19 protein-coding genes are annotated in these 22,027 nt (G+C 55.0%); 9 read left to right on the top strand and 10 right to left on the bottom strand.

The window, feature by feature from the left end; genetic code table 11:
* The first annotated feature begins 275 nt into the window (after positions 1 to 275).
* Entirely contained in the window at positions 276 to 1,757 is a 1,482-nt protein-coding gene (locus JRF57_08655) for an aromatic ring hydroxylase (GenBank protein ID MBW2303766.1), read from the top strand.
* A 280-nt stretch (positions 1,758 to 2,037) separates the two neighbouring features.
* Complete coding sequence (locus JRF57_08650; protein ID MBW2303765.1) at positions 2,038 to 3,219, top strand: FAD-dependent oxidoreductase; 1,182 nt, start codon at positions 2,038 to 2,040, stop codon at positions 3,217 to 3,219.
* A 140-nt stretch (positions 3,220 to 3,359) separates the two neighbouring features.
* Here the strand turns inward: JRF57_08650 and JRF57_08645 are convergent, their stop codons facing one another.
* From JRF57_08645 to JRF57_08630, 4 genes are all read right to left on the bottom strand, one after another.
* Positions 3,360 to 4,202, bottom strand: coding sequence for a 2-hydroxyglutaryl-CoA dehydratase (locus JRF57_08645; GenBank protein ID MBW2303764.1), 843 nt, complete (start codon positions 4,200 to 4,202; stop codon positions 3,360 to 3,362).
* Positions 4,203 to 4,214: 12 nt separating this feature from the next.
* On the bottom strand, positions 4,215 to 5,618 hold the full coding sequence (locus JRF57_08640; GenBank protein MBW2303763.1) for a 2-hydroxyacyl-CoA dehydratase: 1,404 nt from the start codon (positions 5,616 to 5,618) through the stop codon (positions 4,215 to 4,217).
* Between the two features lie 32 nt (positions 5,619 to 5,650).
* Complete coding sequence (locus tag JRF57_08635) at positions 5,651 to 6,811, bottom strand: 2-hydroxyacyl-CoA dehydratase (protein ID MBW2303762.1); 1,161 nt, start codon at positions 6,809 to 6,811, stop codon at positions 5,651 to 5,653.
* A 217-nt stretch (positions 6,812 to 7,028) separates the two neighbouring features.
* Positions 7,029 to 7,829, bottom strand: coding sequence for a 2-hydroxyglutaryl-CoA dehydratase (locus JRF57_08630; GenBank protein ID MBW2303761.1), 801 nt, complete (start codon positions 7,827 to 7,829; stop codon positions 7,029 to 7,031).
* A gap of 282 nt (positions 7,830 to 8,111) precedes the next feature.
* Between JRF57_08630 and JRF57_08625 the strand changes: the two genes are divergently transcribed.
* Positions 8,112 to 8,288: a hypothetical protein gene (locus tag JRF57_08625; protein MBW2303760.1), complete on the top strand. Its 177-nt coding sequence runs from the start codon at positions 8,112 to 8,114 to the stop codon at positions 8,286 to 8,288.
* A gap of 38 nt (positions 8,289 to 8,326) precedes the next feature.
* Here the strand turns inward: JRF57_08625 and JRF57_08620 are convergent, their stop codons facing one another.
* From JRF57_08620 to JRF57_08595, 6 genes are all read right to left on the bottom strand, one after another.
* Complete coding sequence (locus JRF57_08620; protein ID MBW2303759.1) at positions 8,327 to 9,055, bottom strand: ABC transporter ATP-binding protein; 729 nt, start codon at positions 9,053 to 9,055, stop codon at positions 8,327 to 8,329.
* Positions 9,055 to 9,867: an ABC transporter ATP-binding protein gene (locus JRF57_08615; GenBank protein MBW2303758.1), complete on the bottom strand. Its 813-nt coding sequence runs from the start codon at positions 9,865 to 9,867 to the stop codon at positions 9,055 to 9,057. Before JRF57_08615 ends, JRF57_08620 begins: the two co-directional genes overlap by 1 nt.
* 8 nt (positions 9,868 to 9,875) lie before the next feature.
* Positions 9,876 to 10,820 carry an ABC transporter ATP-binding protein gene (locus JRF57_08610; GenBank protein ID MBW2303757.1) on the bottom strand — a complete coding sequence of 315 codons (945 nt, stop codon included), beginning with the start codon at positions 10,818 to 10,820 and terminating at the stop codon, positions 9,876 to 9,878.
* A gap of 36 nt (positions 10,821 to 10,856) precedes the next feature.
* Positions 10,857 to 11,759: a branched-chain amino acid ABC transporter permease gene (locus JRF57_08605; protein ID MBW2303756.1), complete on the bottom strand. Its 903-nt coding sequence runs from the start codon at positions 11,757 to 11,759 to the stop codon at positions 10,857 to 10,859.
* A gap of 252 nt (positions 11,760 to 12,011) precedes the next feature.
* On the bottom strand, positions 12,012 to 13,178 hold the full coding sequence (locus JRF57_08600; GenBank protein ID MBW2303755.1) for a branched-chain amino acid ABC transporter substrate-binding protein: 1,167 nt from the start codon (positions 13,176 to 13,178) through the stop codon (positions 12,012 to 12,014).
* Positions 13,179 to 13,379: 201 nt separating this feature from the next.
* On the bottom strand, positions 13,380 to 15,038 hold the full coding sequence (locus tag JRF57_08595) for a nucleotide sugar dehydrogenase (protein MBW2303754.1): 1,659 nt from the start codon (positions 15,036 to 15,038) through the stop codon (positions 13,380 to 13,382).
* 182 nt (positions 15,039 to 15,220) lie between these two features.
* Here JRF57_08595 and JRF57_08590 point away from each other — a divergent pair, with 182 nt between their 5' ends.
* The 6 genes from JRF57_08590 to recA all read left to right on the top strand — a co-directional run bounded on the left by JRF57_08590 (position 15,221) and on the right by recA (position 22,026).
* Entirely contained in the window at positions 15,221 to 16,243 is a 1,023-nt protein-coding gene (locus JRF57_08590; GenBank protein ID MBW2303753.1) for a radical SAM protein, read from the top strand.
* Between the two features lie 352 nt (positions 16,244 to 16,595).
* The gene (larC, locus tag JRF57_08585; protein ID MBW2303752.1) at positions 16,596 to 17,762 is read left to right on the top strand and encodes a nickel pincer cofactor biosynthesis protein LarC; all 1,167 of its coding nucleotides are present in this window, start codon (positions 16,596 to 16,598) and stop codon (positions 17,760 to 17,762) included.
* A gap of 557 nt (positions 17,763 to 18,319) precedes the next feature.
* Positions 18,320 to 18,826 (top strand): phosphatidylglycerophosphatase A, encoded by a 507-nt coding sequence (locus tag JRF57_08580; protein ID MBW2303751.1) that lies wholly within the window; start codon positions 18,320 to 18,322, stop codon positions 18,824 to 18,826.
* Positions 18,827 to 18,879: 53 nt separating this feature from the next.
* Positions 18,880 to 20,136 (top strand): competence/damage-inducible protein A, encoded by a 1,257-nt coding sequence (locus JRF57_08575; GenBank protein MBW2303750.1) that lies wholly within the window; start codon positions 18,880 to 18,882, stop codon positions 20,134 to 20,136.
* The gene (gene thpR / locus JRF57_08570; protein ID MBW2303749.1) at positions 20,108 to 20,683 is read left to right on the top strand and encodes an RNA 2',3'-cyclic phosphodiesterase; all 576 of its coding nucleotides are present in this window, start codon (positions 20,108 to 20,110) and stop codon (positions 20,681 to 20,683) included. The genes JRF57_08575 and thpR overlap by 29 nt, the downstream gene beginning before the upstream one ends.
* Before the next feature lie 308 nt (positions 20,684 to 20,991).
* Positions 20,992 to 22,026, top strand: a complete 1,035-nt coding sequence (gene recA / locus JRF57_08565) for a recombinase RecA (protein ID MBW2303748.1) — start codon at positions 20,992 to 20,994, stop codon at positions 22,024 to 22,026.
* Position 22,027: the final 1 nt, after the last annotated feature.

Raw genomic sequence — 22,027 nt, 5'->3', positions numbered from 1 at the left:
TCCCAGGGGTTCACCCCGGATTTCCCCGGACCCGTTCAAGCCGTTCGCCCCCGCCTCCCGGCAAAGGGAACGCCTGTAATAACGAGACCTTTGGAAATACTTCAATGTATTCCTGTGGTTAAAATTTTCGCCTTCCCCTCCGGGGCGTAGGCCTTACGGGCCGGAGGCTTGACCTTGAACAAAATTGAACGTTTTTCAAAGGTCTCATAACATTGCGCAGAGATCCTGGATTTTGGGGTCCTAGTGGAACAACCTTTAGGAAAAGGAGGAGAACTATGCCCCTGATGACACCCGAGGAATTCGAAGAATCCTTAAAAGATCTGCATCCCCGTATCTTCATGAACGGAAAAAGGGTGGAAAACGTTCTTGAAAACAGGAATACCCGCACGGTGGTTGAGGCCAATAAAGCGAGCTACCGGTGGGCCCTGGATCCCGATTCAAGGGAGATCATGACCTGTTATTCTCCGTTGGTAGATGATGTAGTCAATCGTTATACCTATGTTAGTGCCAGCAGAGAAGACCTTCTCAAAAAGGCCGAGGCTGGCACCTTTACGGCGGAAAGGCTGGGCACCTGTATCTATCGTTGCGTGGGGTACGATGCTTTTCATGCCCTGGCCGGCACCTGTTGGGAGATGGACCGGGATCTTGGGACCTCCTACTATCCTCGTTTCCTGGAGTACTTGAAGGAGGTCCAGAGGAAGGATTTAGCGGTCGCCGGAGCCCTTACGGAGCCGAGGGGAGGGCGGAACAGGAAGACCCTGGACTGGCCGGATCCTTACCTCTCCTTGAAGGTGGTGGATCGAAACAAGGAGGGTATCCGGGTAAGGGGGGCCAAGATCAACATCAGCGGGGCCTATGCCTGCCACGAGCTGGTGGTCCTCCCACAGGCCGCTCACTATCCGGGGGAAGAGGATTATGCTCTGGCCTTCGCCACACCCGTGGATGCGGAAGGTATCACCTTTGTCTGCCAGTATACCCCCTATTCCGCCGAAAGGGATCTGGCCGACGGGCCTGAAGAACTCGGAAATCCCGTGTTCGGCCAGCGGGAGACCTCTATGGTGGTTTTTGATAACGTGTTCGTTCCCTGGGATAGGGTCTTTCACTGCGGGGAGACCCCTTACTCCGTCAAGCTGGTGACCCGTTTCGCAAGGACCCACCGTATGACCTGCGGGGGCACCTGCAAGGTGGGCTTCATGAACCAGATCATCGGGGCCTCCAAACTGATCCAGGAATACAAGGGTCTTGAGAAGGCGGCCCACATCAACGAACAACTGGCTGAAATGGTGGTCTTGAGAGAGACGGGGCGGGCCTGCGGGCTTGCGGCGGCCCATCGGGGGGAAGAAGAGCCGGTGGGATCCGGCGTCTTTCTCCCGGATGAACTCATGGGCAATGTGGCCAAACTCAACATCTGCAATGCCTTCTGGAGGGTTATGGCCCTGGCCGGGGATATCGGAGGGGGTCTGCTCGTTACCATGCCCTCCCTCAAGGAGTTGAAAAACCCGGCTGTAAAAGACTACGTGGAGGAATTTTACAGCTTTGGGTCCAGTGAACCCACGGAGAACATCCTCAAGGTCCACAAACTCCTTCAGAACTGGACCGCAGGGCTTCACGGAGTAGGAACCTGGCATGGGGCCGGGCCTGTCATGGCCCAGAAGATCATGCTACAGCGCGTGATCAACTATGACCGGGAAAAGGATCTCGTAAAGGAAACCCTGAATCTGAAAGAAAGGCCGCTTCAGGAAAAAGAAGATGCCTGATATGTCGACTCCGGCGACTATCCCGCCATGTCAAGGGAAACGCCCCTCACTGCCTCCCGGGCCCCGGGGCGGATCCTTGAAAAAGCACAGGCAAGTCGGCACGAGATGGTTTCCCTGGGTGGCCATGGAACGGTCGGGCTAGCGCAGAGAACCCCGGGGTCCTTCGATGTCCATCGACAGGCCCACGAGGAGAGATGACGCCTAGCCCGTCTTTTCGTGGTAGAATTGACAGATTCTTCTGACTCCCTCCTTGATTTCTTCCACTTTTGCATAGAAAGGTATGAGCACAGACAACGTGATTCAAATAGCCGTCATCGGTGGTGGAGTGATTGGTTGTGCGGTTGCCCGGGAACTGTCGAAAAGGCACCGAGGGATCTTCGTCTTTGAAAAAAACCCCGGTATCGCCAAAGGGGAAAACCAGTCAACCCGAAATTCCGGGGTCATCCATTCCGGGATCTATTATGATCGGACTACCCGGCCCCTTAAGGCCGCCCTTTGCGTGAAAGGAAATCAAATCCTCTATAACTTCTGCGAGCGCCACAGGGTTCCCGTACTCCGGACCGGCAAGCTCATTGTGGCCGCTATGGAAGAAGAAGAGAAGGTTTTGGATCTCTATCTCCACAGGGCCGGGGAAAACGGAGTGCCCGGGGTTAGGAAAATATCGGGTGAAGCCGTTCGTGCCATGGAACCCAATGTAACCGCCCGGGCCGCCCTCTGGGTGCCCTCCGCCGGTATCGTTGATCCGGCGGCCCTTGTCTACCGCCTCCATACCCATGCCCGGGAGGCGGGCGTGGAGTTCATGGCCGGGACAAGGGTTACAGGCATCCGAGGCGGGTCTGATTCCTTGCTCCTTACCCTCCGTTACCGCGACGGTCTCGAAGAACGGGTCCGGGCCCGGGTATTGGTCAACGCGGCAGGTGTTGATGCAGATCTCCTGGCCCGGCAGTTGAATCCCCGTTCTCCCTATGTCCTGGATCCCGTCAAGGGGGAAAGCTATAAATTTTATGGGAATCGGCGGTTCGAACTCAGGGTGGCCGGGAGGAACATCTATCCGACGCCGCGGATTGTGCATACCCCCCATGGCGCCCATTTCACTGTGGGGGTGCATCTGACCCCCACCTTCAAGGACTTCTCCTGGCCCCCCGCATTGGGTTCAACGGTTACGGTCGGACCGCGGTTGGCAGCCGTCGGGGACAGGGAAAAATGGATGGAGGTGCGAACCGGGCCGGATGAGTTCGTAGAACTGGTCAAGCCCTTTTTCCCGGGGTTACGCAAGGACGACTTGATTTGGCACCAGGCGGGCCTCCAGGCCAGGCTTAGGGGATTTCCGGACTTCGTCATTGAACCTGATCCCCGCTTCCCGCGCTGTATCCATCTCCTTGGTATCGACAGCCCGGGTCTGACCGCCTCCATGGCCATCGCCCGCCAGGTCGCCGGCATGATCACGGGCCTTCTTTCGTAAGGTGTTTGCACACCTGAAACCAAAAGCCATTCCGGTTCGGAATGGCTTGAGAAAGGGGGCGAGTGATGAAATCTATTCATGGATAACCCGGGGAGAACCTTCGGCCCCTCGAACCATGGCCACTTTTGCCTGCCACGGGGTCAGAGGATTTGGATTTCTTCCAGTACCCGTTCCTTGGTTTCGAGAGGACGGCCGCTTTTCAAGGCCTTGTCGGCCATATCCTTCCCGAGCAGGGCCGCACCCAGTGCCCCTGTGATCAAGGGTTCATCCGGGACCAGGACCTCCTGCCCCAGTTCGGCTTCCATGGCCTTCACCAGGCCGATATTTTTCGCTCCCCCTCCTGTCAGGATGATTTCCTGCTCGATCCGGATCCGTTTGGCCATCCGGACCACGCGGTCGGCCAGGGACCGGTGCACGCCGGCAACCAGATCGGGTATCGGAATCCCCTTCGCCTGACTGGCCGCCACCTCCTGCTGGGCCCAAATGGTGCAGATACTGCTGATAGGGGCTGGATTTGTGCTCTCCAGGGACACCTTTCCCATGTCTTCAAGCCTGATTCCCAGGGTGTCGGCGATCACCTCCACAAAGCGCCCGCTCCCTGCGGCACACTTGTCGTTCATGACGAAATCGGAAGGCCTGCCGCCCGGGCCCACCCGTATGGCCTTGCTGTCCTGCCCCCCGATATCGATGATGGTTCGGGCCCGTGGGAAAAGATGGGAAATTCCCTTCGCATGGCAGCTGATTTCAGTGACCTGCCTGTCTGCGAAGGGAACGTTAATTCTCCCGTAGCCGGTAGAGATGATATAGGTGATGGAATCGAAAGGGATACCCGCCTCTCCTAGGGCGTCTTCCATGACCCGGTTGGCCAGCCGCCTCTGCTCCGGACCCGTGGGACCGATAACTGAGGCGATGATCCCCTCCCCGAGGATCACCGCCTTGGTCATGGTCGATCCGATATCGATTCCTGCGAAATAGTCTGCCATTATTCGGCCTGCTCACCCGATCCGGCTTTTCTTGATGGATTCCAGGGTTTCAATGAAGGCGTCGATCTTGTTTCTCGTGTCCACCTCGGAATAAGAGGTGATGTCGATAATGTCGCTTTCCAGGATCAGGGAAGGGATCTCCCTCTTCCCCGGCTTCTCCTTCCCGTCTTCCCCGAGCATCAGCACGGGAATGGGTTTGTATATTTTGGCCAGTTGATGGAGCTGCCAAATGAGCCCCACGTGCCACGTCCTGCAAGAGAAGGCCTCGTGCATGACGACCCCGTCGATTTTGTAACGCTCAATGTATTCGATGAGGCGCTCCACGTCGGGTTCGCTTCCGGGTCGCTTCCTGGCCTTGTCATACCAGAAGGTCCAGTAACCGAGCCAACGCCAGGCCAGGTGTTCCACGGGATCATCGGTCTCGGGGATATCCATCTCGTGGATGGGCGCCACCATCCGATAGGTGGTCTCCACGGGGAAGGATGCGCCCTTGCTGTTGAAATAGTTGAAGTCACTGAGGGCGTACCATGCCGGGAGACCTCCTCCCCACATCAGCCTGTACTTCTCCTCGGGGACCTCTCCTTCGCCCTTTGCGATCTTCTCTTTTAGTTCTTCCCTGAGATTGAGGAAGAAGTCGTAGGCCTCCTGGGTGGCCATCTTGAAGCACAGGGGGACCATCGTATTCATGGCGTCCCCGGTTCCCATTGGACAAGGTACGGCTGCCCGCAGGTCGTAGGTCTCTTCGATCAGGTTCCAGGTCTTGTCGCTCAGCTCGACAAGCTCTTTCAACCGATCATAGTCCATCTTTTTGCCGGTTTGCTCCTCCACGAAGGCGATCAGGCCCCGGAGTTCCTTAACAATATACTTATGATAATAACCCCAGACCTCCCGGTGATCTCTCTTCGGGTCGAAAAGAGGATAAGGGAGATCGATGTTGTAGATGGGCACATCCGGCATGAATTGCTGCGCCGCCTGATACCATTTGGAGCGGGGATCACAGAGGATCTGTCCGCTGGATATCATGAAATCGGGTCTCGCCTGTCCGCCCCAAGGGGCATCCGGGGGCATCTCCCCCAGTTCCTCCCGCCACTGGTCGAAACCGAGACCGCAAAGGGCATATGTGCAAAGAGAGCGGGAAAAGCCCAAGGATTCCGCTCGTTGGAGGAACCGCTCCGCATCCCTCTTGGCACCGCATACGCCCGCAAAGTTCTCCGTCCAGACAGGCAGGACGTCCAGGGCGTAAAGAATCTCTTCGTGGCAACAAACGATGAAGGTATAGGCGAGTTTGTGGGTTCCCTCTTCCCTTGCCCGGATCGTGCCGGCGATGAATTCCTTCACCATGGGGCCGATGGAGGCCGCCGCCTTGGTGGCGGTCCTCCTCTTTTTGTGTTTCTTTTTCTGTTGTTCTTCAGCCATTACCTCATTCCTCCTTGTAAGCGGAATCGGCATCAAGCGATCATTTCTAGAAATGCCTGGATCCGGGTCTTAAGTTGGCCTATGCTGCCTGAGCTGTAAAGGTCTTCAACGTAAAGCATCGGGACCTGGATGGTTTCGTAGTAGACTTTTCTTGCCGGCACCTCGAAGCCGAAGGGATCGCAGTACTTGTAAACGAACAAGACGGCCCCCTCCACGTGGTAATCCGCGGCATACTTGCCGATATCACCGAAGCGGTCCGCGATGTCTCCTTCAAAGGTACCCGCCTTGTTTTCTCTGTAAGTCTTGGGGCAGTTGATCTTGACCAGGTAACGTTCAGCCAGGGCCGCGATGGGGTCGGTGGTTTCGTCGGTACGGGGGAAGGTATCCCGGGCTCCATTGCAGACGGCGTCCGCCACTACATTGGCGCCGCTTTCCTCCAGGATCCTCACCAGCTCAACGTTGTCGATGCAGGCCCCATCAATAAGAATTCTAGGCCTCTTCCCTGTGGGAGGTTTTTCTCTCCCTTCAAGTTCCGCGAGCACTTCGTCCAGTAGGCGATTAGCCTCCTCGACCGGGAGGCTCGTCCCAACGGTCAGGACCTTCGTCAGTTCCAGGCCGGTGATCATGGGGGGATCCGGTTTTCTGAACTCGTAGAGACGCCTGACCTTGTCCCTGTATTCATTGTGAAGATGCACGGCTCCCGAGAGGTCCTCCTCCGTGATCTCGTGTCCAACGAAGTCCTCCAGACTTTTTTTGAAAGCCTTGAGTTCCTCTTGGAAAAATTCAAGGCTGGATTCTTTTACAACCGAAGGAATATTGATGAAATAAGAGTAAGGAAGTTCAAGACCGTAGCTCCAGGTGCTGTAACTCCTTGTCATGCTGTCACACCCGTGGGGGATGGCGATTCCCGAGAGGAGGTCGTACCTTCCCTTCAGTGCGAGGTCGAAGCAACTCCGGATGAAGGGGCATACGATGGTCTCGAGCAAGGTGTCACCCTTTGTGATAGGTTCATGGACGTCCCCACGGATCCGGAAGGGGATGCACCCTGCAGCCGTGATCATTTCCACCGGCACGAAAGAGCAGACGTAACCGATGAGTTTTTCGCCCTCTTTCGCCAGTTCCCGGGCCCTTTGCCCGTAGTCCCGGTAAAGGATGTCGATTTTCGATGAGATGACGCTGTTCTTGGCATTCATTAGCTGAATCTCCTTGTACTCTGGATGTTCGCGCGGGAACTCGTGGTCCGCCGGCCGCGATGAACACCACCGAAAAGGGAATCGTGGAAAGTCCTGATTTCAGGCATCTGCGGGCAATATATACCGGAACCGCGTTGAAAGATCAAGAATGAGGGGTTTCCTTGCCAAACCGTATGGAAAAGACTGTTAGTGTCCGGATTTTATTTATGGATGGACACTAATGGGGGATCGGTTCCGTGGGCTCCATGGTCTCGGTCTCCGCGATGATGGCTGCACCAAGGGCCGCCGTCATATGGGGTTCCTCAGGAACTAAAACTTTTCCGCCGGAGATCTCTTCCAGGGCCTTTACCAGACCCACATCCCGAGCTCCGCCGCCCACGAGGGCCAGTTCCGTTTCAATCCCCAGCCTTTCAGCAAGGTTGTAAATCTGGGCGGCGAGGGCCCGGTGGATTCCAGCCAACAGGTCCTCCTTGGGGACCCCTTCGGCGATCCTGGAGACCGCCTCGGATTCGGCGAACACTACGCATCCGGTGTTGAAATCCACCCGATTTTTTGACCTCAGGGACATCTCTCCGATATCCTCCACCGGGACGTGGAGTACCTTTGCAATGACTTGAAGCACCCTTCCGCTTCCACCTGCACATTTTCCGCTCAACAGAAAGTTGTTTGCATGCCCTCTTCCATCTACCTTGAAGACCTTACTGTAGAGGTCTCCCACGTCGATAACCGTCCTTGCTGACGGCAGGAGGAGGTGAACGCCCATGCTGTGGCAGGTGATGTCCGACCTCGTATCGGATGCAAAACCAACGCTCTTGGCCCCGTACCCGGTGGCTATAGTCCTTTCAATCGCCTCTGGAGAAATCCCGGTTCGGGCGAGAAGGTCCCGGCGGAGCTCATCGGCCGTGACGGCAAAATCTCCTCCAGAGGGGCGGTCGATGCGCTCGATCACCTTTCCCTCGGAAAGGAGGACGCATTTTGAATGGGCGGAACCAATATCAATACCCAATACACAGGACATGGTATTCTCCCCATGTTCGTCTCGGGGTGACGGGCGTTGCCTTGATGTCGAATAATCACTGCCCGGCCCCATATGCCCGCTCCCGGAAAAAAGAACTGCGGCCCATCTCCAAATAAGACAGCCCGGGGAGGGTTGTCAATCAAAAAGGGAGGGGATTTCAGGCGTCAATCGGGTTGAAGACAATTTGCGGGCATGCAGAGCTTTTTTCTGTTGCCAGGTCGCCTTTTTTATGAAAGGGTTCAAACGTGCAAGTACAAAAAAGGTAAGATGAGGAAAAACGACATGGAAGAGAGCAAAGTGCCAAGGGGTAACCCTTCTCCTGAAAGGCTGGAGGCCATCAGGAGGCTTCCCAAGAGGGTCCTGGACACCCTGAGCAGGGAAGAGATCGAGGCCTTTCTTCATGACGAAGTCTGGCCGGACTCATTAAAGGAAAAGCTTAAAGAATATATCGTGGGCTGATGGCAAAAACGGATAAAGGGTAACAAGACGTCGAGGCGCTATTCAACGCCGAGGTAAAGTTTTTGTACCATTTCGTTTTCCTGGAGGTTACTCGTGTTGTCCTCCAGGACAATGTTACCGGTCTGGATCACGTATCCCCGGGTGGCGATTTGAAAGGCCATCAGGGCATTCTGCTCTACAAGGAGAATCGTGGTTCCTTCCTTGTTGATTCCCTGGATGGTATCGAAGATCGTTTCGACCAGTACAGGGGCAAGCCCCATTGAAGGTTCGTCAAGGAGCAGGATGTGGGGCCGAGCCATCAAGGCCCTTCCGATGGCCAACATCTGTTGCTCTCCTCCGGACAGGGTGCCAGCTATCTGGTTTTTCCGTTCTTTCAGCCTGGGGAAAAGTTGAAATACACCTTCCATGTCCCGCTTGATTTCCGCAGGATTTCGTCGCAGGAAAGCTCCCATCTCCAGGTTCTCCGTTACCGTAAGCCTGGAGAAGATCATCCTTCCCTCCGGAACCTGACAGAGCCCTTCCTTTACAATTTTGTGGGCCACCATGTGTTCGATCGGGGCTCCGTGAAGGAGGATCTTTCCTTCCTTCGCCCTCAGTATTCCACAGATGGTATTCAGCAGGGTGCTTTTCCCTGCACCGTTGCTCCCGATCAGCGTTACGATTTCTCCCTCGCGGACATTCAGGGAAACGCCCTTGAGGGCATGAATGTTTCCGTAATAGGTGTGGACATCCTGAACCTGTAATACTATTTTTTCCGCCCTGCCCATCAGTTCTCCCCAGCAGCATTGGTGGATCGCTTTTTTCCCAGTGAAAGGGCCTGACGGCCCAGATAGGCCTCGATGACTTTTGGATCTTTTTGGACCTCCTCCGGGGTTCCTTCAGAGATTTTTACCCCATAATCCAGGACCGTTACCCTGTCAGAGATATTCATCACCACCCGCATGTCGTGTTCAATAAGAAGGATCGTGAGATTCAGCTCATCACGGATACGCGAGATGAATTTGGTCAAGGCGGCCGTCTCCTGCGGATTCATACCAGCGGTGGGTTCGTCCAGGAGGAGAAGCCTCGGTTCTGTGGCCAAGGCCCTTGCAATCTCCAGCCGTCGCTGGTCGCCGTATGGCAGGTTTTTGGCCAGGTCGTTTGCCTTATCTTTCAAGCCCACGTAATCGAGAAGTTCATCCGCCTTCAGGGCGGCCTCCTTCTCTTCACGCATGGCGGCCTTGTTTCTGCTGATGGCCCCCCAAACTCCTGCTCTCATCCGGCAGTGTCGGCCCACGAGTACGTTTTCGTGTGCGGTCATATTGTTGAAGAGCCGGATGTTCTGGAAGGTGCGGGAGATGCCCAGGTGAGCGATTTCGTGCTCCTTGAGGCCGTCTATGCTTTTCCCCATGAAGAGCATCTCACCCCCGTCCAGCGGGTAAACCCCCGTCAAGCAATTGAAAAGGGTGGTCTTCCCTGCCCCGTTGGGCCCGATCAGGCCGGCAATCATCCCCTGGGTCATCTCGAAATCGATACTGTCAAGGGCCGTAAGACCACCGAATTTTTTGGTCAGTCTCTTTGTTTTTAGGATCACATTCATCCCTTTGATTACTCTTCTTTCTTGAATTCCATTTTTCTCCTGGCCGAGGGAATAAAGCCGGTGGGCCTGAAAATCATCATGGCTACCAGGAGACCTCCAAATGCAAGCATTCGGTATTCCTGTACATCCCGTAAGACTTCGGGCAACCCGATGAGCACGATTGCACCAAGAGTAACGCCGGTAATACTTCCCATACCGCCTATGATGATGAGGCACAAGACATTTATAGAGACCATGATGCCGAAGTTTTCAGGGAAGATGGATCCCTGTCTTGCCGCGAAGATGGCACCCCCGATGCCCGCAAATGAGGCACCGATGGTAAAGGCCAGGAGTTTGGTCCTCAGGATATTAATCCCCATGAGGGCCGCCGCATCCTGATCCTCGCGCATGGCGACCCAGGCCCTTCCAAGACGGGAATTGTTGAGCCGGTCGGCCACGAAGATCGAGAAGATGATCCCGGCCAGGATCATGTAGTACCACTTCATGGGGCTGTCCACGGTGAAGTTGCCGATAGTGGGTGGATCGATCCGGAGCAGGCCCTTGGGGCCGTTTGTGACCGGATCCAGGTTGTTGAGCACTATCCGGATGATTTCTCCGAAACCAAGGGTGACGATGGCCAGGTAATCCCCCCGCAATTTCAAGACGGGGATACCGAGTAACGTTCCCCCCAGGGCGGCCAAGGCGATACAGACCGGTAGCATGAGCCAGAAAGGAATGTGGATTCCATATTGAGGGGATGCGAGCAAGGCGTAACTGTATGCCCCGATGCCGAAAAAGGCCACATATCCCAGGTCCAGTAGCCCGGCGAAACCGATCACCACGTTGAGCCCGATCCCCAGCATGATGTAGATCCCAATATCCCCCATCACCTGGGTCCAGTAATTTCCCAAGAGAGGGGGCAACAGAAGGACCACCAGCAAAAGAGTGCCGAGGTATACCTTGGTCGGCACCATGTCAGTGATTTCTTTTATTTTTCCCATATTTTTCCGCTATGCCCTTTCCGATACGACTTCACCCAGTATACCCCTGGGCCTGAAGATGAGCACCAGCACCAGGAGACTGAAGGCGATAACATCCTTGTATTCGGAAGGCATCACCAGGACGCCCATGGCCTCGACCATACCCAGGAAAAAACCGCCCAGCATCGCCCCTACCACGTTGCCGATCCCTCCCAATACGGCTGCGGTGAAGGCCTTGATCCCGGGGATGAAACCCATCATATGGTTGATCTGGGTGTAGTACATCCCCACCATGACGCCTGCGGCCGCAGCCAGGGCTGAACCTAGGACGAATGTGATCAGGATGATCCGGTCCACATCGATCCCCATGAGGGAAGCCGCATCCTTGTTTTCCGCCACGGCCCGCATGGCCTTTCCGATTTTGGTTTTCTGGATGAAGATGTAGAGTCCCGCCATGAGGAGAAACGAACTGAAGATGATGAAGATCTGGAAATATGAGATGGTAGCGGGCCCGATCTCAAGAAATTCTTCGGGGATGATATCCGGATAGATCTGCATCCGTCCTTTGATGATCAGCATCATGACGTTTTGGAGAAATATGGAGGCACCGATAGCGCTGATCAGGGGGGCGAGCCTGGGGGCCTTTCGCAGGGGCCTGTAAGCTATGCGCTCCAGCAGTGCTCCGAGCACGGAAGAGACGAGCATGGCTCCTAAAAAGGCGATGATGACCGCCAGGATCGGATGGTTGGAGGCGAATCCGCTGTTTGCGAAGTACATCAGTACTACGTACCCTCCAAAGGAGCCGAACATGAAAATTTCCCCGTGGGCGAAATTGATCATGAAGAGGATCCCGTAAACGAGGGTGTATCCTAAGGCGATCAGAGCATAGATTCCCCCGATGGTAAGTCCATTAATTATTTGGTCAATAATGATTTCTGGATCAAACATGATGTTCGATATGTCCTCCATGGAGGAGGGGAGTCCCTCATACAATATTTCCGCGTCAAGGGGCCCCCCAGAGTCGGCGGCATCATGGTTTTCAATTTGGTAAAGAGAAGAGCCGCCCAGGCATACACGGAATCCGCCTTGATCAACCCATTGCTGATGTCAAAAGGCCGAGAGGTTCCTCGGCCTTTTGTTCACGGATCAGCAATAAGGTCCTTTTTCAGGCCGAGTGGGTTTCAATTAGAAGTCCTCCATCTTGAAGAACCTCTTTCCGTTTTCCTTCACGACCTGGTAAACGACCACGACGGACCCGGTCCGATCACCATATTGATCAAAGGCGATCTTCCCCGTGATGCCTTCCATATTGGTAGCTGCTACGGCATCCCTGAGGGCCTTCTTTCCAATGATAAGAGATCCATCAGGTTGCTTCTTGGCGACCTTTTCAACAGCGGCCATCAGGATTTTGGCTGCATCATAGGCCTGAGGGGAGAAGGTTTGCCGTGGGCCGTACTTGGACTCAAACTTTTTCACCCATGCCTCATCAGGTTCCTTGGCGTAGCATACGTAAGACCCGACAGTAGCATCACCGCCCGCCTGGATGAAGTCCTTGACCGTGAAGCATCCGTCGTCACTGAGGAATTTTACCTTCCGGAGGCCAGCCCGTTTCATCTGCCGGACGATCAGGACTCCTTCCGCCGCCATTCCACCGAAATAGATCAACTGGGGTTTGAGGGGCCTGATTTTGGTCAGCACCGGGGTGAAGTCCTTGTCGCCCCGGGTGATGCCTTCGAAGGCAAGCACTTTGCCGCCCATGGCCTTCACGTTGTCGCAGAAGTCCCGTGCCAGACTCTGGCCGTAGTCGCTCTTGTCATGAAGTCCAACCACTCTTTTCCATCCCTTGTGGATGGCGAATTCAGCCGCCCTCTTGGCCTGGATCTTGTCGTTCCAGCAAGTCCTGAAAAAGATTGGAATCCCTCTGGCGGTTAATTCTAAGGCCGTTGAGGAGGGTGAAATCATCACTACCTTGTACTTGTTATGGACATCGGATGCGGGCTTGCTTCCGCCGCTGCACATATAGCCGATGAGGCCCACCACGAGGGGATCGTTACACACCTTCTCGGCGATGGCAACGGATGGAGGACCGGCGCATCCATCGTCTTCCGGTTGAAATTTCAGGGGATGGCCCAGGATGCTCCCCTTTTCCAGGATTGCCATTTCGGCCCCGTTCTTGATGTCAATACCCAGGCTGGCGTAATCGCCGGTTAACATGGCTCCCATGGCGATTTTGATCGGTTTGCCTGCAGGAATGGTGATGGTTCCCCATTCATCAGCGGCACAGACCGAAAAGCCTAAAGAGCTCACCAACAAGGCTACGAAGAAAAACAGGGACATTCTTTTGATCATCATGGTCCTCCTTTCGGAAAAAGGTTTTATTGGTTCCAGGTGAAATTTTGTCCAGAATAAAAACTTCCCCTTGGACGGGTCAGCCTGGACACTGTTCCCTTCCACGGATTTTCCGGAACCTTCCCGGGCTTTTTCGAAGCGGAGTATAGTCAATACCCTATTGAGGGTCAAGTAAAAAACAGGGTGTAAAAATATAAAAAACTTCTATTTTGTGGGGGTTTTTTTACCCATTACCCTTTTTCGTACCCGATCTTTGATCCGGTTGATATGGCCTCTTCCCAGTCCTTTGACTTCGCATCCCAGTTCGAAATATCTCTCGATTTTCCGGTCATCCAGGATCCCGAAACAATCCACGATCGCGGCCGGACCGCCTATCATTTCGACCACTTCGTCCGGATCCAGATCCAGGTACTCTTTGTGCCGGACGGCCAGCACGACGGCGTCCGCGCCTCGAAGCGCTTCCTCAAGATCCCTGGTCATCCGGAAGTCCTTCAGATGGTCCTGATTCCTGAAGAACCTGGACCAACTTGCTCCTACCGCCGGGTAAGTGTCCTGCTTTTCCAGTTCCCACCAGTGTTTCACGTAAGGGTCATGGGCCCGAACCTCCGCTCCCATCTCCGTCAGTTTCCTGACAATGATTTCAGAACCACTGTATCGGGTATCGCCCACGTCCTCCCGGTAAGAGGCCCCTAACACGGTTACCTGGCAGGCCGCCGGTATCATCCCCATATTCCTCAGGGCGTCCCGCACCAGTTGGGCCGCGTGTAACCCCCGGGTATCATTGATATTGATGGCCTCGGGAGTGATTTTGAAAATGTCGTTTTCAAAACCCAGGAGGTGTTTGTAGGCCCAGAGGCCCAGTCCCCCGTCCTTGGGCAGGCAGTAACCTCCGATTCCAGGGCCCGGAAAGATGATGTTGTTGTGGGTGGGCCGGACTTTGATGGCATTGATGACCTTGATCAGGTCCACCCCGTTGGTTTCCGCGAACAGACTCCACTCGTCCAGGAAGGCCAGGATCGTGGCCCGGTAACTGTTTTCCACGATCTTGCAGGTTTCACTCTCAATGGGCCTTTCCAGCACCGTCAGGGGATAGTCATCCACGTTAAGGACCTCGGAGAGGAATCGGGTGACCCGCCTTTTGCTTTCTTCATTGATACCGCTGCAGACCCGCCAGAAGTCCCGAACGGAACTCACGTAATTCCTCCCCGGCATAACCCGCTCGAAGCTGTGGGCCAGCAAGGGCTCTTCCTGGATGCCCCTCTTCTTAAAGGCCTTCTTGATATGGGGATAGGCTACGTATTCGGTAGTTCCGGGCGGGACAGTGGTTTCAATCAGTACCAGGCACCGGGGATCGATCTTTTGCCCGATTATCTTGAAGCTTTCCTCCAGTGCGCTGATCTCTGCTTGTCCGCTTCGCAGGTTGCCCAGGTCCTGCTTCACGAAATCACACTGCACATCCACCACAAGCACATCTGCGAGCTTGAGAGCATCGTAAGTGAAGGTTGCGGTCATGGTCTTCTTCCGATTGACACAGCGCTCAATCATCGGATCCACCTCAGGGTCCTCGGCCTTGACCGGAGAGATTCCACGATTGAGGAGGGGGATTTTCCAGAAACTCCTCGTGCTCGGCCTCTGCATCCCGATGACGAACTTGTTGGGGACCCCGGTTTCCTTGTCCACCGAATCGGCGATGACCCCGGCCATGACCGCCCCGACAAATCCCAGGCCCATGACCACCACGATTTCCCGCCCCTCCGACCGGTGTTCCTGGACGAGCTTTGACAGTCTTTCGAATTCCTTGCGGTAATCCTCTTCTTCCGGAAGTTTGAATCTCTCTCCTCCGGGGCTTACCGAGTATTCCATAGGTTCACCTCTTTTTCATTTCAAGATTTTGGTTCGAGTCTGAACGGGTCAGAATTATTATCCCGACATAGGTGTTGCACAATAAAATAAGTCGTTCCTATTATCAAGTTTCCTTTTCGTGTCCCTTTTTTCCAATGGATGGTATACATTATTTGAATTGAAATATTGTAAGGGACGGGTCGATGATAGCGGAGATCTCTGAAAAATCGGTGACTGGGACAGCCTTGGGTGTTTACGGTTGTTACGAATCTTGCCGCTTATGCCCGAGGGAATGCAGGGTGAACCGCCTAGAAGAAGAGGCGGAAGGAACGGGAGGGGTCAGTTTGGGATATTGCGGGGAAAGCTCTCTGCTTCGGGTATCTTACGTGGGCCCCCATTTCGGTGAAGAACCTCCGATTTCGGGGGTGCATGGGTCCGGAACCGTTTTCTTCTCCGGCTGCTCACTTCAGTGCTCCTTCTGCCAGAACCACCAGATCTCACGGGGAGGGTTGGGTGAAAAGATTACTATAGGGAGTCTGATCCAGCGAGTTGAGGCGATGATCCTGGAGGACAGGGTCCATAACGTCAACCTAGTGACCCCTGATCATTTTTTCCCCCACGTCCATCACCTGGTCTCCGCTCTTCGGGGCAAGGGATACGAACTCCCGATCGTCTACAATCTGTCCGGATACCAGTCGAAGAGGATGCTTGAGATGGCCCGGGACGTAGTGGACATCTACCTTCCGGATTTCAAGTATGCGGACGCGTTCCTTTCCAGGAGGTTCTCGAAATGCAGGGATTACCCGGCCGTGGCCCTTGATGCCATCTCTGAAATGGTCCGCCAGAAAGGCTTCCTTGATTCCTTTGAGACCGGGAGGAGCGTGGCGCGACGAGGGGTTCTGGTCCGGCACCTGATCCTTCCCGGAAAGATCCAGAATTCCCTGGATGCCCTTACCTCCCTTTTCCTGGAATTCGGTCCGCATCTTCCCCTGAGCCTCATGTCCCAGTACACTCCCGCCCTTCCCCAGAAGGACGATGATCTGAACCGATACCTGAAAAGGGAGGAATTCGAGACGATATACAATCATGCCCTCGACCTCGGGTTCGACCGTCTTTTTGTTCAGTTTCCGGAATCTCCCCGGGGAAGGGGGCCTTCACCGTCCCCATTTTTCCCGGATTTTCGTCGAAGGCGTCCTTTCGGGGGCGGCTCCCCCGAGACCTCGTGACATCTTGGGCCGTAAGGAGTGGGGCATGAGATGGATGCCGGGATGCCTGCTCGAAGGAATCGAAATTGGGAAAGGGGCGGGGACTTATGGATCCCTGCCCGATTTTTCATTGAGGCCTCGCATATTTTTGGTTTATTGTCCCATTCGGGGAATGGGGGGAAATTCATTTCTTTCCAGCGGAGATTTCAATCGGATTTTTTGCGGGCATAGGGATCAAGGATTCGGGACGGAATGAATCGAACCTGAATCCTGGAGGCGTCGAGTTTGCCGGAGGTGCAAGGTATCGACCGTGCTGGATTTTTTATAGTACCCGGTCGATAACGAAGCAGGTTCGGGTTGAAGGAAGGGATGAATGAAAACAGCTTATCTTGACTGTTTTTCCGGGATCAGCGGGGACATGCTGGTCGGCGCCTTGCTGGATCTGGGGCTGCCCATCCGTGAGCTTGAAGGGGTCCTATCTTCCCTTCCCCTTTCCGGTTATCGGATTGAGGCCAGAAAAGAAGAACGGAACAGCCTTTTCGGAACCCGTTTTCTCGTGGAGGTTGAGGAAGTCCGTCAGCCCCACAGAACCCTCCCTGATATTCGGAGTATCTTTGAGTCCTCCGGATTCAGTTCCGGCGCCAGAGAGAAGATTCTGGAGGTTTTCGAAACCATTGCCCGGGAGGAGGCCAGGATCCACAACCTTTCTCCCGAAAAGGTGCACTTTCACGAAGTGGGGGCCGTGGATTCCATCGTTGATATTTCCGGGGCCGTGTTCGGACTGGAGTTCTTGGGGATCCATACCCTATGGGCCTCTTCCTTGCCTCTGGGCTCGGGATTCGTGGAGACCCGTCACGGAACCATTCCCGTTCCCTCCCCGGCCACCCTGGGGATTCTCAAGGGGGCTCCCGTCTATGATTCAGGACTACGGGCCGAACTGGTCACCCCCACAGGCGCGGCACTCCTAAAGACTCTCGTTCAAGGGTTCGGGGGCATGCCGGCAATGACGGTTGAGGACGTGGGATACGGGGTGGGCACGCAAAGATTGCCCGACAGGCCAAATCTCCTCCGAATCCTGGTAGGAAGGTCTCAATCCGGACGGGAAGGAGACACCGTTGCCGTCCTCGAGGCGAATCTGGATGATACGAATCCGGAATGGCTCGGGTTCCTTATGGACCGGCTTTTCGACGCAGGGGCATTGGACGTGGTTTTTCTCCCTGCGTATATGAAAAAGAACCGACCCGGTATCCTGGTCCAGGTGCTGGGACCCCCAAGCCGGCGGGATGCCCTGATGGAGATCTTGTTCAGGGAAAGTACCACCTTGGGGGTGCGCTTCCAGCACGTCCGGAGGCGGATTCTCCCGCGTTTAGAGGAGGAGTTGGAAAGCCCCTGGGGCAAACTGGCTGTGAAGCGGGTCCAAGGGCCGGATGGTCGATGGACCCCAGTCCCCGAATACGAGGCCTGCAGGAGAATAGCCGAACGGGAGGGGGTCCCGCTCAAGGAAATCTACGCCTGGATCATTTCCACCGGCAGGAAGTGAGGGGAAGAACTCGGGAGAGAGCTTTCAACCCAGATTATGCATGACAAATTTTGAAAGAAGTCATTTGTTTAATGATTGTAGACTGTTGGATATCTCTCCAGGCCAGATTACATTCACCAAAAAGGTGCAGTCAGGAAACATCAAATCTATTCAAAATTTGTCACCCTTCGGGATTGCCGATTTTGCCGAATCTGCTGCGTTGTAAGGCGCTCGAAGTACTAAAGTAGTCTGGGGCACCTTACGCCTTGCATCTTCGGCAAACTTGGCAATTGCATAATCCGGGTTCAAACAATGACCATAAAAGAGCGAGGAACCTTCGGTTCCCTGCCCTAAATAGTGCCCATCCATAAATGGCCCTTTTCCCCAATCTCTGCGCCTGCCCGTGCCGGACCTATCTGCCATTCCAAGGGGCAGGCAGGCACGATAGACAGGTCAGGTTCAGATTTTAATCCTCGAAATACTTCAATGTATTCCTGCGGTTAAAATCTTCGCCTTCCTTGACCTTGAACAAAATTGCCTATTTATGGATGGGCCCTAAATAACGGAATAGCGTCTTGATGTCTGCTCTTCAATCTGATAGGTTGGCTTTCTGGAACTCTTTAAAAAAAGCCGATTTTTCCGAAAAAACGGCCTTATGGCTGTCGGTCTGGTTCGGCATGGGGCTTGTTCCCAGGGCGCCCGGGACCATGGGGACCCTGGGGGCCGTTCCTCTGGCGGTGGCCTTTTCTTTCTTGGGGCTTCCGTGGGCCGTGACAGCGCTTGTACTTTTTATCTTCCTGGCCCTCTGGAGTTCGGGAAAGGCGGCGAGGATTTTAGACAGGCCGGATCCCGGGGAGATCGTAATTGACGAAGTCGCCGGGTTCCTTGTAACTCTTTTCCTCGTCCCCATAAGCGGAGCGACCCTGGCGGCGGGGTTCGTATTCTTTCGCGTTTTCGATATCCTCAAACCCTATCCCGTAAAAAGACTCGAACGGTTTGAAGGGGGCAAGGGGATCCTCCTGGATGACCTCATGGCAGGGCTTTATGCCAACCTGGCCCTGAGGCTTTTTCTATGGATCTTTTGATTCTCTGCTTTTCTGCACCGGGGGGAGTTACCCCGGCCCGGGAGAGAGGACCGATGTACGGGGAGATCATCACCATCGGAAATGAGCTGATTTCCGGCAGGACCATGGACCTTAACGCTTGGTATGCCGCAGGAAGGCTCACGGCGTCGGGCCTGAAGGTGACCCGTATCACCACTGTGGGGGACGACCCCGAAAGGGTTTCAAGGGCGCTTACCGAGGCTGTCAGGGATTCCCGTTTCGTTATCGTCACGGGGGGACTCGGTTCCACGGAAGACGACATGACCTGTGAGATCGCGGCCCAGGCCTTGGATCGACCCCTGCGCTTCGATAAGCAGATGTTTCAACGGATCAAGAAATATGTGGAGGTCAGGGGAATCGAGCTTTCTCCATCCCTGGAGAAGATGGCTTGGATGCCGGAAGGTTCCAGCATGCTTCATCCCGAAGGAAATTTCTGCGGTTTCTCCTTATCCAAGGACAGTGTCCGCCTCTATTTTCTTCCCGGGGTGCCGGATCAGATGCGCTTTTTGATGGATAAGTTCGTGCTCCCCGAAATCCTGGCCCGGTATGAAACGCTTCCGGTCATGCGGCAAAGGATCCTGAAGCTTTACGGGCTGAGCGAACCAAAGATAGCAGATGTATTGAAAGAACTACTCCAAAAGCGCAGGGACGTGATCCTTGGGTTTTATCCTCATTTTCCGGAAAATCATATCACCATGAGCTTGCGTGGGCGTGACGAGGCCGGGGTGACGGAGGAACTGGATCGAATGGAGAAGGAAATCCGGGAGATCCTGGATCCTTACATCTTCACCTCAGGGAACCAGACCATGGAATCGGTGGTCGGTGAACGGTTGAGGGAAAAGGCCATGACGGTGTCGGTGGCCGAGTCCTGCACGGGGGGGCTCATCGGACATCTCTTGACCAATGTTCCTGGAAGTTCCGCCTATTTTATGGGCGGCATGACGGTTTACAGCAACCAGGCCAAGGTGGACCTGCTGGGGGTGTCTCCAAGGACCCTTGAGAAGGTGGGCGCTGTGAGCGACGGGACGGCCCGGGAGATGGCCCGTGGAGTGAGGGACAGAATGAAGACCGATATCGGTCTTGCCGTGACAGGCATAGCGGGGCCCGACGGGGGAAGTAGGGACAAACCCGTGGGAACGGTCCATATTGCTTTGACGGAATCGAAAGAGACCTTTTCCCGGAGATATCGATTCTGGGGCACCAGGATCCAAATCAAGCAAAATACGGCCATGATGGCCTTGGATTGGCTGAGACGTTATCTGGATGGAAATCCGTTCCTTTCTGGCATTTGAACTGCCCGGGGAGATGATGGCCGCCATTGACGCAGTGGCGGCGGATCTCCGGAAGACCCCGCTGGAGGCGCGGTGGGTAAGGCCTGGTAATATCCACCTGACCATGGTCTTCCTGGGAAACATCCCTGTCGGAGACGTTGATCCCATAAAGGAGAAGCTCAGGGTCGTCTGCGAAGGATACGGACCCTTTCGCCTTTCCCTGAATGGAATAGGTTGTTTCCCAAACAGCCGAAGACCCAGGGTCTTGTGGATCGGGCTCAGGGGGGAAGGGGAAAGGCTCTCCGCCTTCAGGGATTCCCTTCGGGAAGCACTGGAGGATTTCGGGGTGGAGCGGGAAGATCGGCCCTTCAGACCACATCTTACCCTGGGCCGCTTCAGAAGGCCTCCCGGCCCCGGTTCTCCGCTGGAGGAAATTTTCTCGAAATATCGGGATCTGGAAGGTCCCGAGTGCCGATTGGATCGGCTGACCTTTTTCAAAAGCACCTTGAAGCCGACCGGTGCGATCTATTCGCGATTGGCAGAGTGGCCCCTTGTCGGGAAGAAGTAAGGACTGAAAGGTGTGTAAGGGATGTCCTCCCAGGGGTTTTCATGTCGAATCCTCGGGTATTGCCGTGCGGCGTTTTCTGGTTTATACAGGAGAGGTTGATTTACTTTGGGACGTATAACCTTAAACATGAACCTTGATCGGCGTTGTTTTTTCACCGGCAAATCAATGAGTTTTGCCGGATCGCAGGAGTTTCGGTCCTGAAACAGGAAGGGCCGGCCGGCGTGAATCCTCAATTTTTAAGGTCTTTTCCCCGCTTCGCCCGTTTTTTGAGGATGCCGGCCAAAGGCCCGAGCGAGGGAGGGTAATGCATGGTAAAGCAATCGGATAGGGAACGAGCGGTTCAACAGGCCATTTCCCAAATCGAAAGGCAGTTCGGCCGTGGTTCCATTATGAAGATGGGCGAGGAAAGGGTGGTGGATATCCCGGCCATCCCGACCGGTTCTCTGGCGCTGGATCTGGCTCTCGGTGTCGGGGGAGTACCCAGAGGAAGGGTCGTGGAGATTTATGGTCCCGAATCATCTGGAAAAACGACCCTCGCTCTCCATATCGCCGCAGAGGCCCAGATGTTGGACGGCATGGTGGCCTTTATCGATGCGGAGCACGCCCTGGACGTAGGTTATGCCAGGAGGCTCGGGGTTGACGTGGACAGCCTGCTCGTCTCCCAGCCCGATACAGGGGAACAGGCCCTGGACATAGCGGAAATCCTGGTAAGGAGCGGAGCTATCGATGTCTTGATCATCGACTCCGTTGCCGCGCTCGTCCCTCGCGCCGAGATTGAGGGAGAGATGGGAGACCAGCACGTGGGGCTCCAGGCCCGTCTTATGTCCCAAGCCCTCCGGAAACTCACGGCCACCATCAGCAAGTCCAGGACCTGCGTTATTTTCATCAACCAGATCCGGATGAAAATCGGGGTCATGTTCGGGAGCCCCGAGACCACCACGGGCGGCAATGCGCTCAAGTTTTACGCCTCCCAGCGATTGGATATCCGGCGCATAGGGGCCATCAAGGAAGGGGACCAGGTGGTTGGGAACCGGACCCGGGTCAAGGTAGTAAAAAACAAGATCGCCCCCCCCTTCAAGGAGGCCGAATTCGATATTATTTACGGGAGGGGCATTTCCAGGGAAGGAGACATCCTGGACTTGAGCGTCTCCATGGGAATCGTGGAGAAGAGCGGAGCATGGTATTCCTTTGAAGGAGAACGGCTGGGTCAGGGCCGTGAGAATGTCAAGCGGTTCCTTGCGGAAAACCGGGACACCCTGGAGCGTCTTACCCGTATGATCAGGGAAAAGACCGGCCTGATCAAGACAGAGGAGGAAGCCGAAGAAAAGAAGGCAAAGGATTGAT

It is taken from the genome of Deltaproteobacteria bacterium (genome assembly GCA_019310525.1).
Taxonomy (GTDB): Bacteria; Desulfobacterota; DSM-4660; order Desulfatiglandales; family HGW-15; genus JAFDEE01.
Note: the sequence above shows the minus strand (reverse complement) of the source record. Positions and strands in the feature narration are given on the sequence as shown.

Excerpts from the sequence above, each read along its gene's own strand:
- JRF57_08655 (MBW2303766.1), top strand. The coding sequence starts at position 276 with ATGCCCCTGATGACACCCGAGGAATTCGAAGAATCCTTAAAAGATCTG.
- JRF57_08650 (MBW2303765.1), top strand. The coding sequence starts at position 2,038 with ATGAGCACAGACAACGTGATTCAAATAGCCGTCATCGGTGGTGGAGTG.
- JRF57_08645 (MBW2303764.1), bottom strand. The coding sequence starts at position 4,202 with ATGGCAGACTATTTCGCAGGAATCGATATCGGATCGACCATGACCAAG.
- JRF57_08640 (MBW2303763.1), bottom strand. The coding sequence starts at position 5,618 with ATGGCTGAAGAACAACAGAAAAAGAAACACAAAAAGAGGAGGACCGCC.
- JRF57_08635 (MBW2303762.1), bottom strand. The coding sequence starts at position 6,811 with ATGAATGCCAAGAACAGCGTCATCTCATCGAAAATCGACATCCTTTAC.
- JRF57_08630 (MBW2303761.1), bottom strand. The coding sequence starts at position 7,829 with ATGTCCTGTGTATTGGGTATTGATATTGGTTCCGCCCATTCAAAATGC.
- JRF57_08625 (MBW2303760.1), top strand. The coding sequence starts at position 8,112 with ATGGAAGAGAGCAAAGTGCCAAGGGGTAACCCTTCTCCTGAAAGGCTG.
- JRF57_08620 (MBW2303759.1), bottom strand. The coding sequence starts at position 9,055 with ATGGGCAGGGCGGAAAAAATAGTATTACAGGTTCAGGATGTCCACACC.
- JRF57_08615 (MBW2303758.1), bottom strand. The coding sequence starts at position 9,867 with ATGAATGTGATCCTAAAAACAAAGAGACTGACCAAAAAATTCGGTGGT.
- JRF57_08610 (MBW2303757.1), bottom strand. The coding sequence starts at position 10,820 with ATGGTGCCGACCAAGGTATACCTCGGCACTCTTTTGCTGGTGGTCCTT.
- JRF57_08600 (MBW2303755.1), bottom strand. The coding sequence starts at position 13,178 with ATGATGATCAAAAGAATGTCCCTGTTTTTCTTCGTAGCCTTGTTGGTG.
- JRF57_08595 (MBW2303754.1), bottom strand. The coding sequence starts at position 15,038 with ATGGAATACTCGGTAAGCCCCGGAGGAGAGAGATTCAAACTTCCGGAA.
- JRF57_08590 (MBW2303753.1), top strand. The coding sequence starts at position 15,221 with ATGATAGCGGAGATCTCTGAAAAATCGGTGACTGGGACAGCCTTGGGT.
- larC (MBW2303752.1), top strand. The coding sequence starts at position 16,596 with ATGAAAACAGCTTATCTTGACTGTTTTTCCGGGATCAGCGGGGACATG.
- JRF57_08580 (MBW2303751.1), top strand. The coding sequence starts at position 18,320 with ATGTCTGCTCTTCAATCTGATAGGTTGGCTTTCTGGAACTCTTTAAAA.
- JRF57_08575 (MBW2303750.1), top strand. The coding sequence starts at position 18,880 with ATGTACGGGGAGATCATCACCATCGGAAATGAGCTGATTTCCGGCAGG.
- thpR (MBW2303749.1), top strand. The coding sequence starts at position 20,108 with ATGGAAATCCGTTCCTTTCTGGCATTTGAACTGCCCGGGGAGATGATG.
- recA (MBW2303748.1), top strand. The coding sequence starts at position 20,992 with ATGGTAAAGCAATCGGATAGGGAACGAGCGGTTCAACAGGCCATTTCC.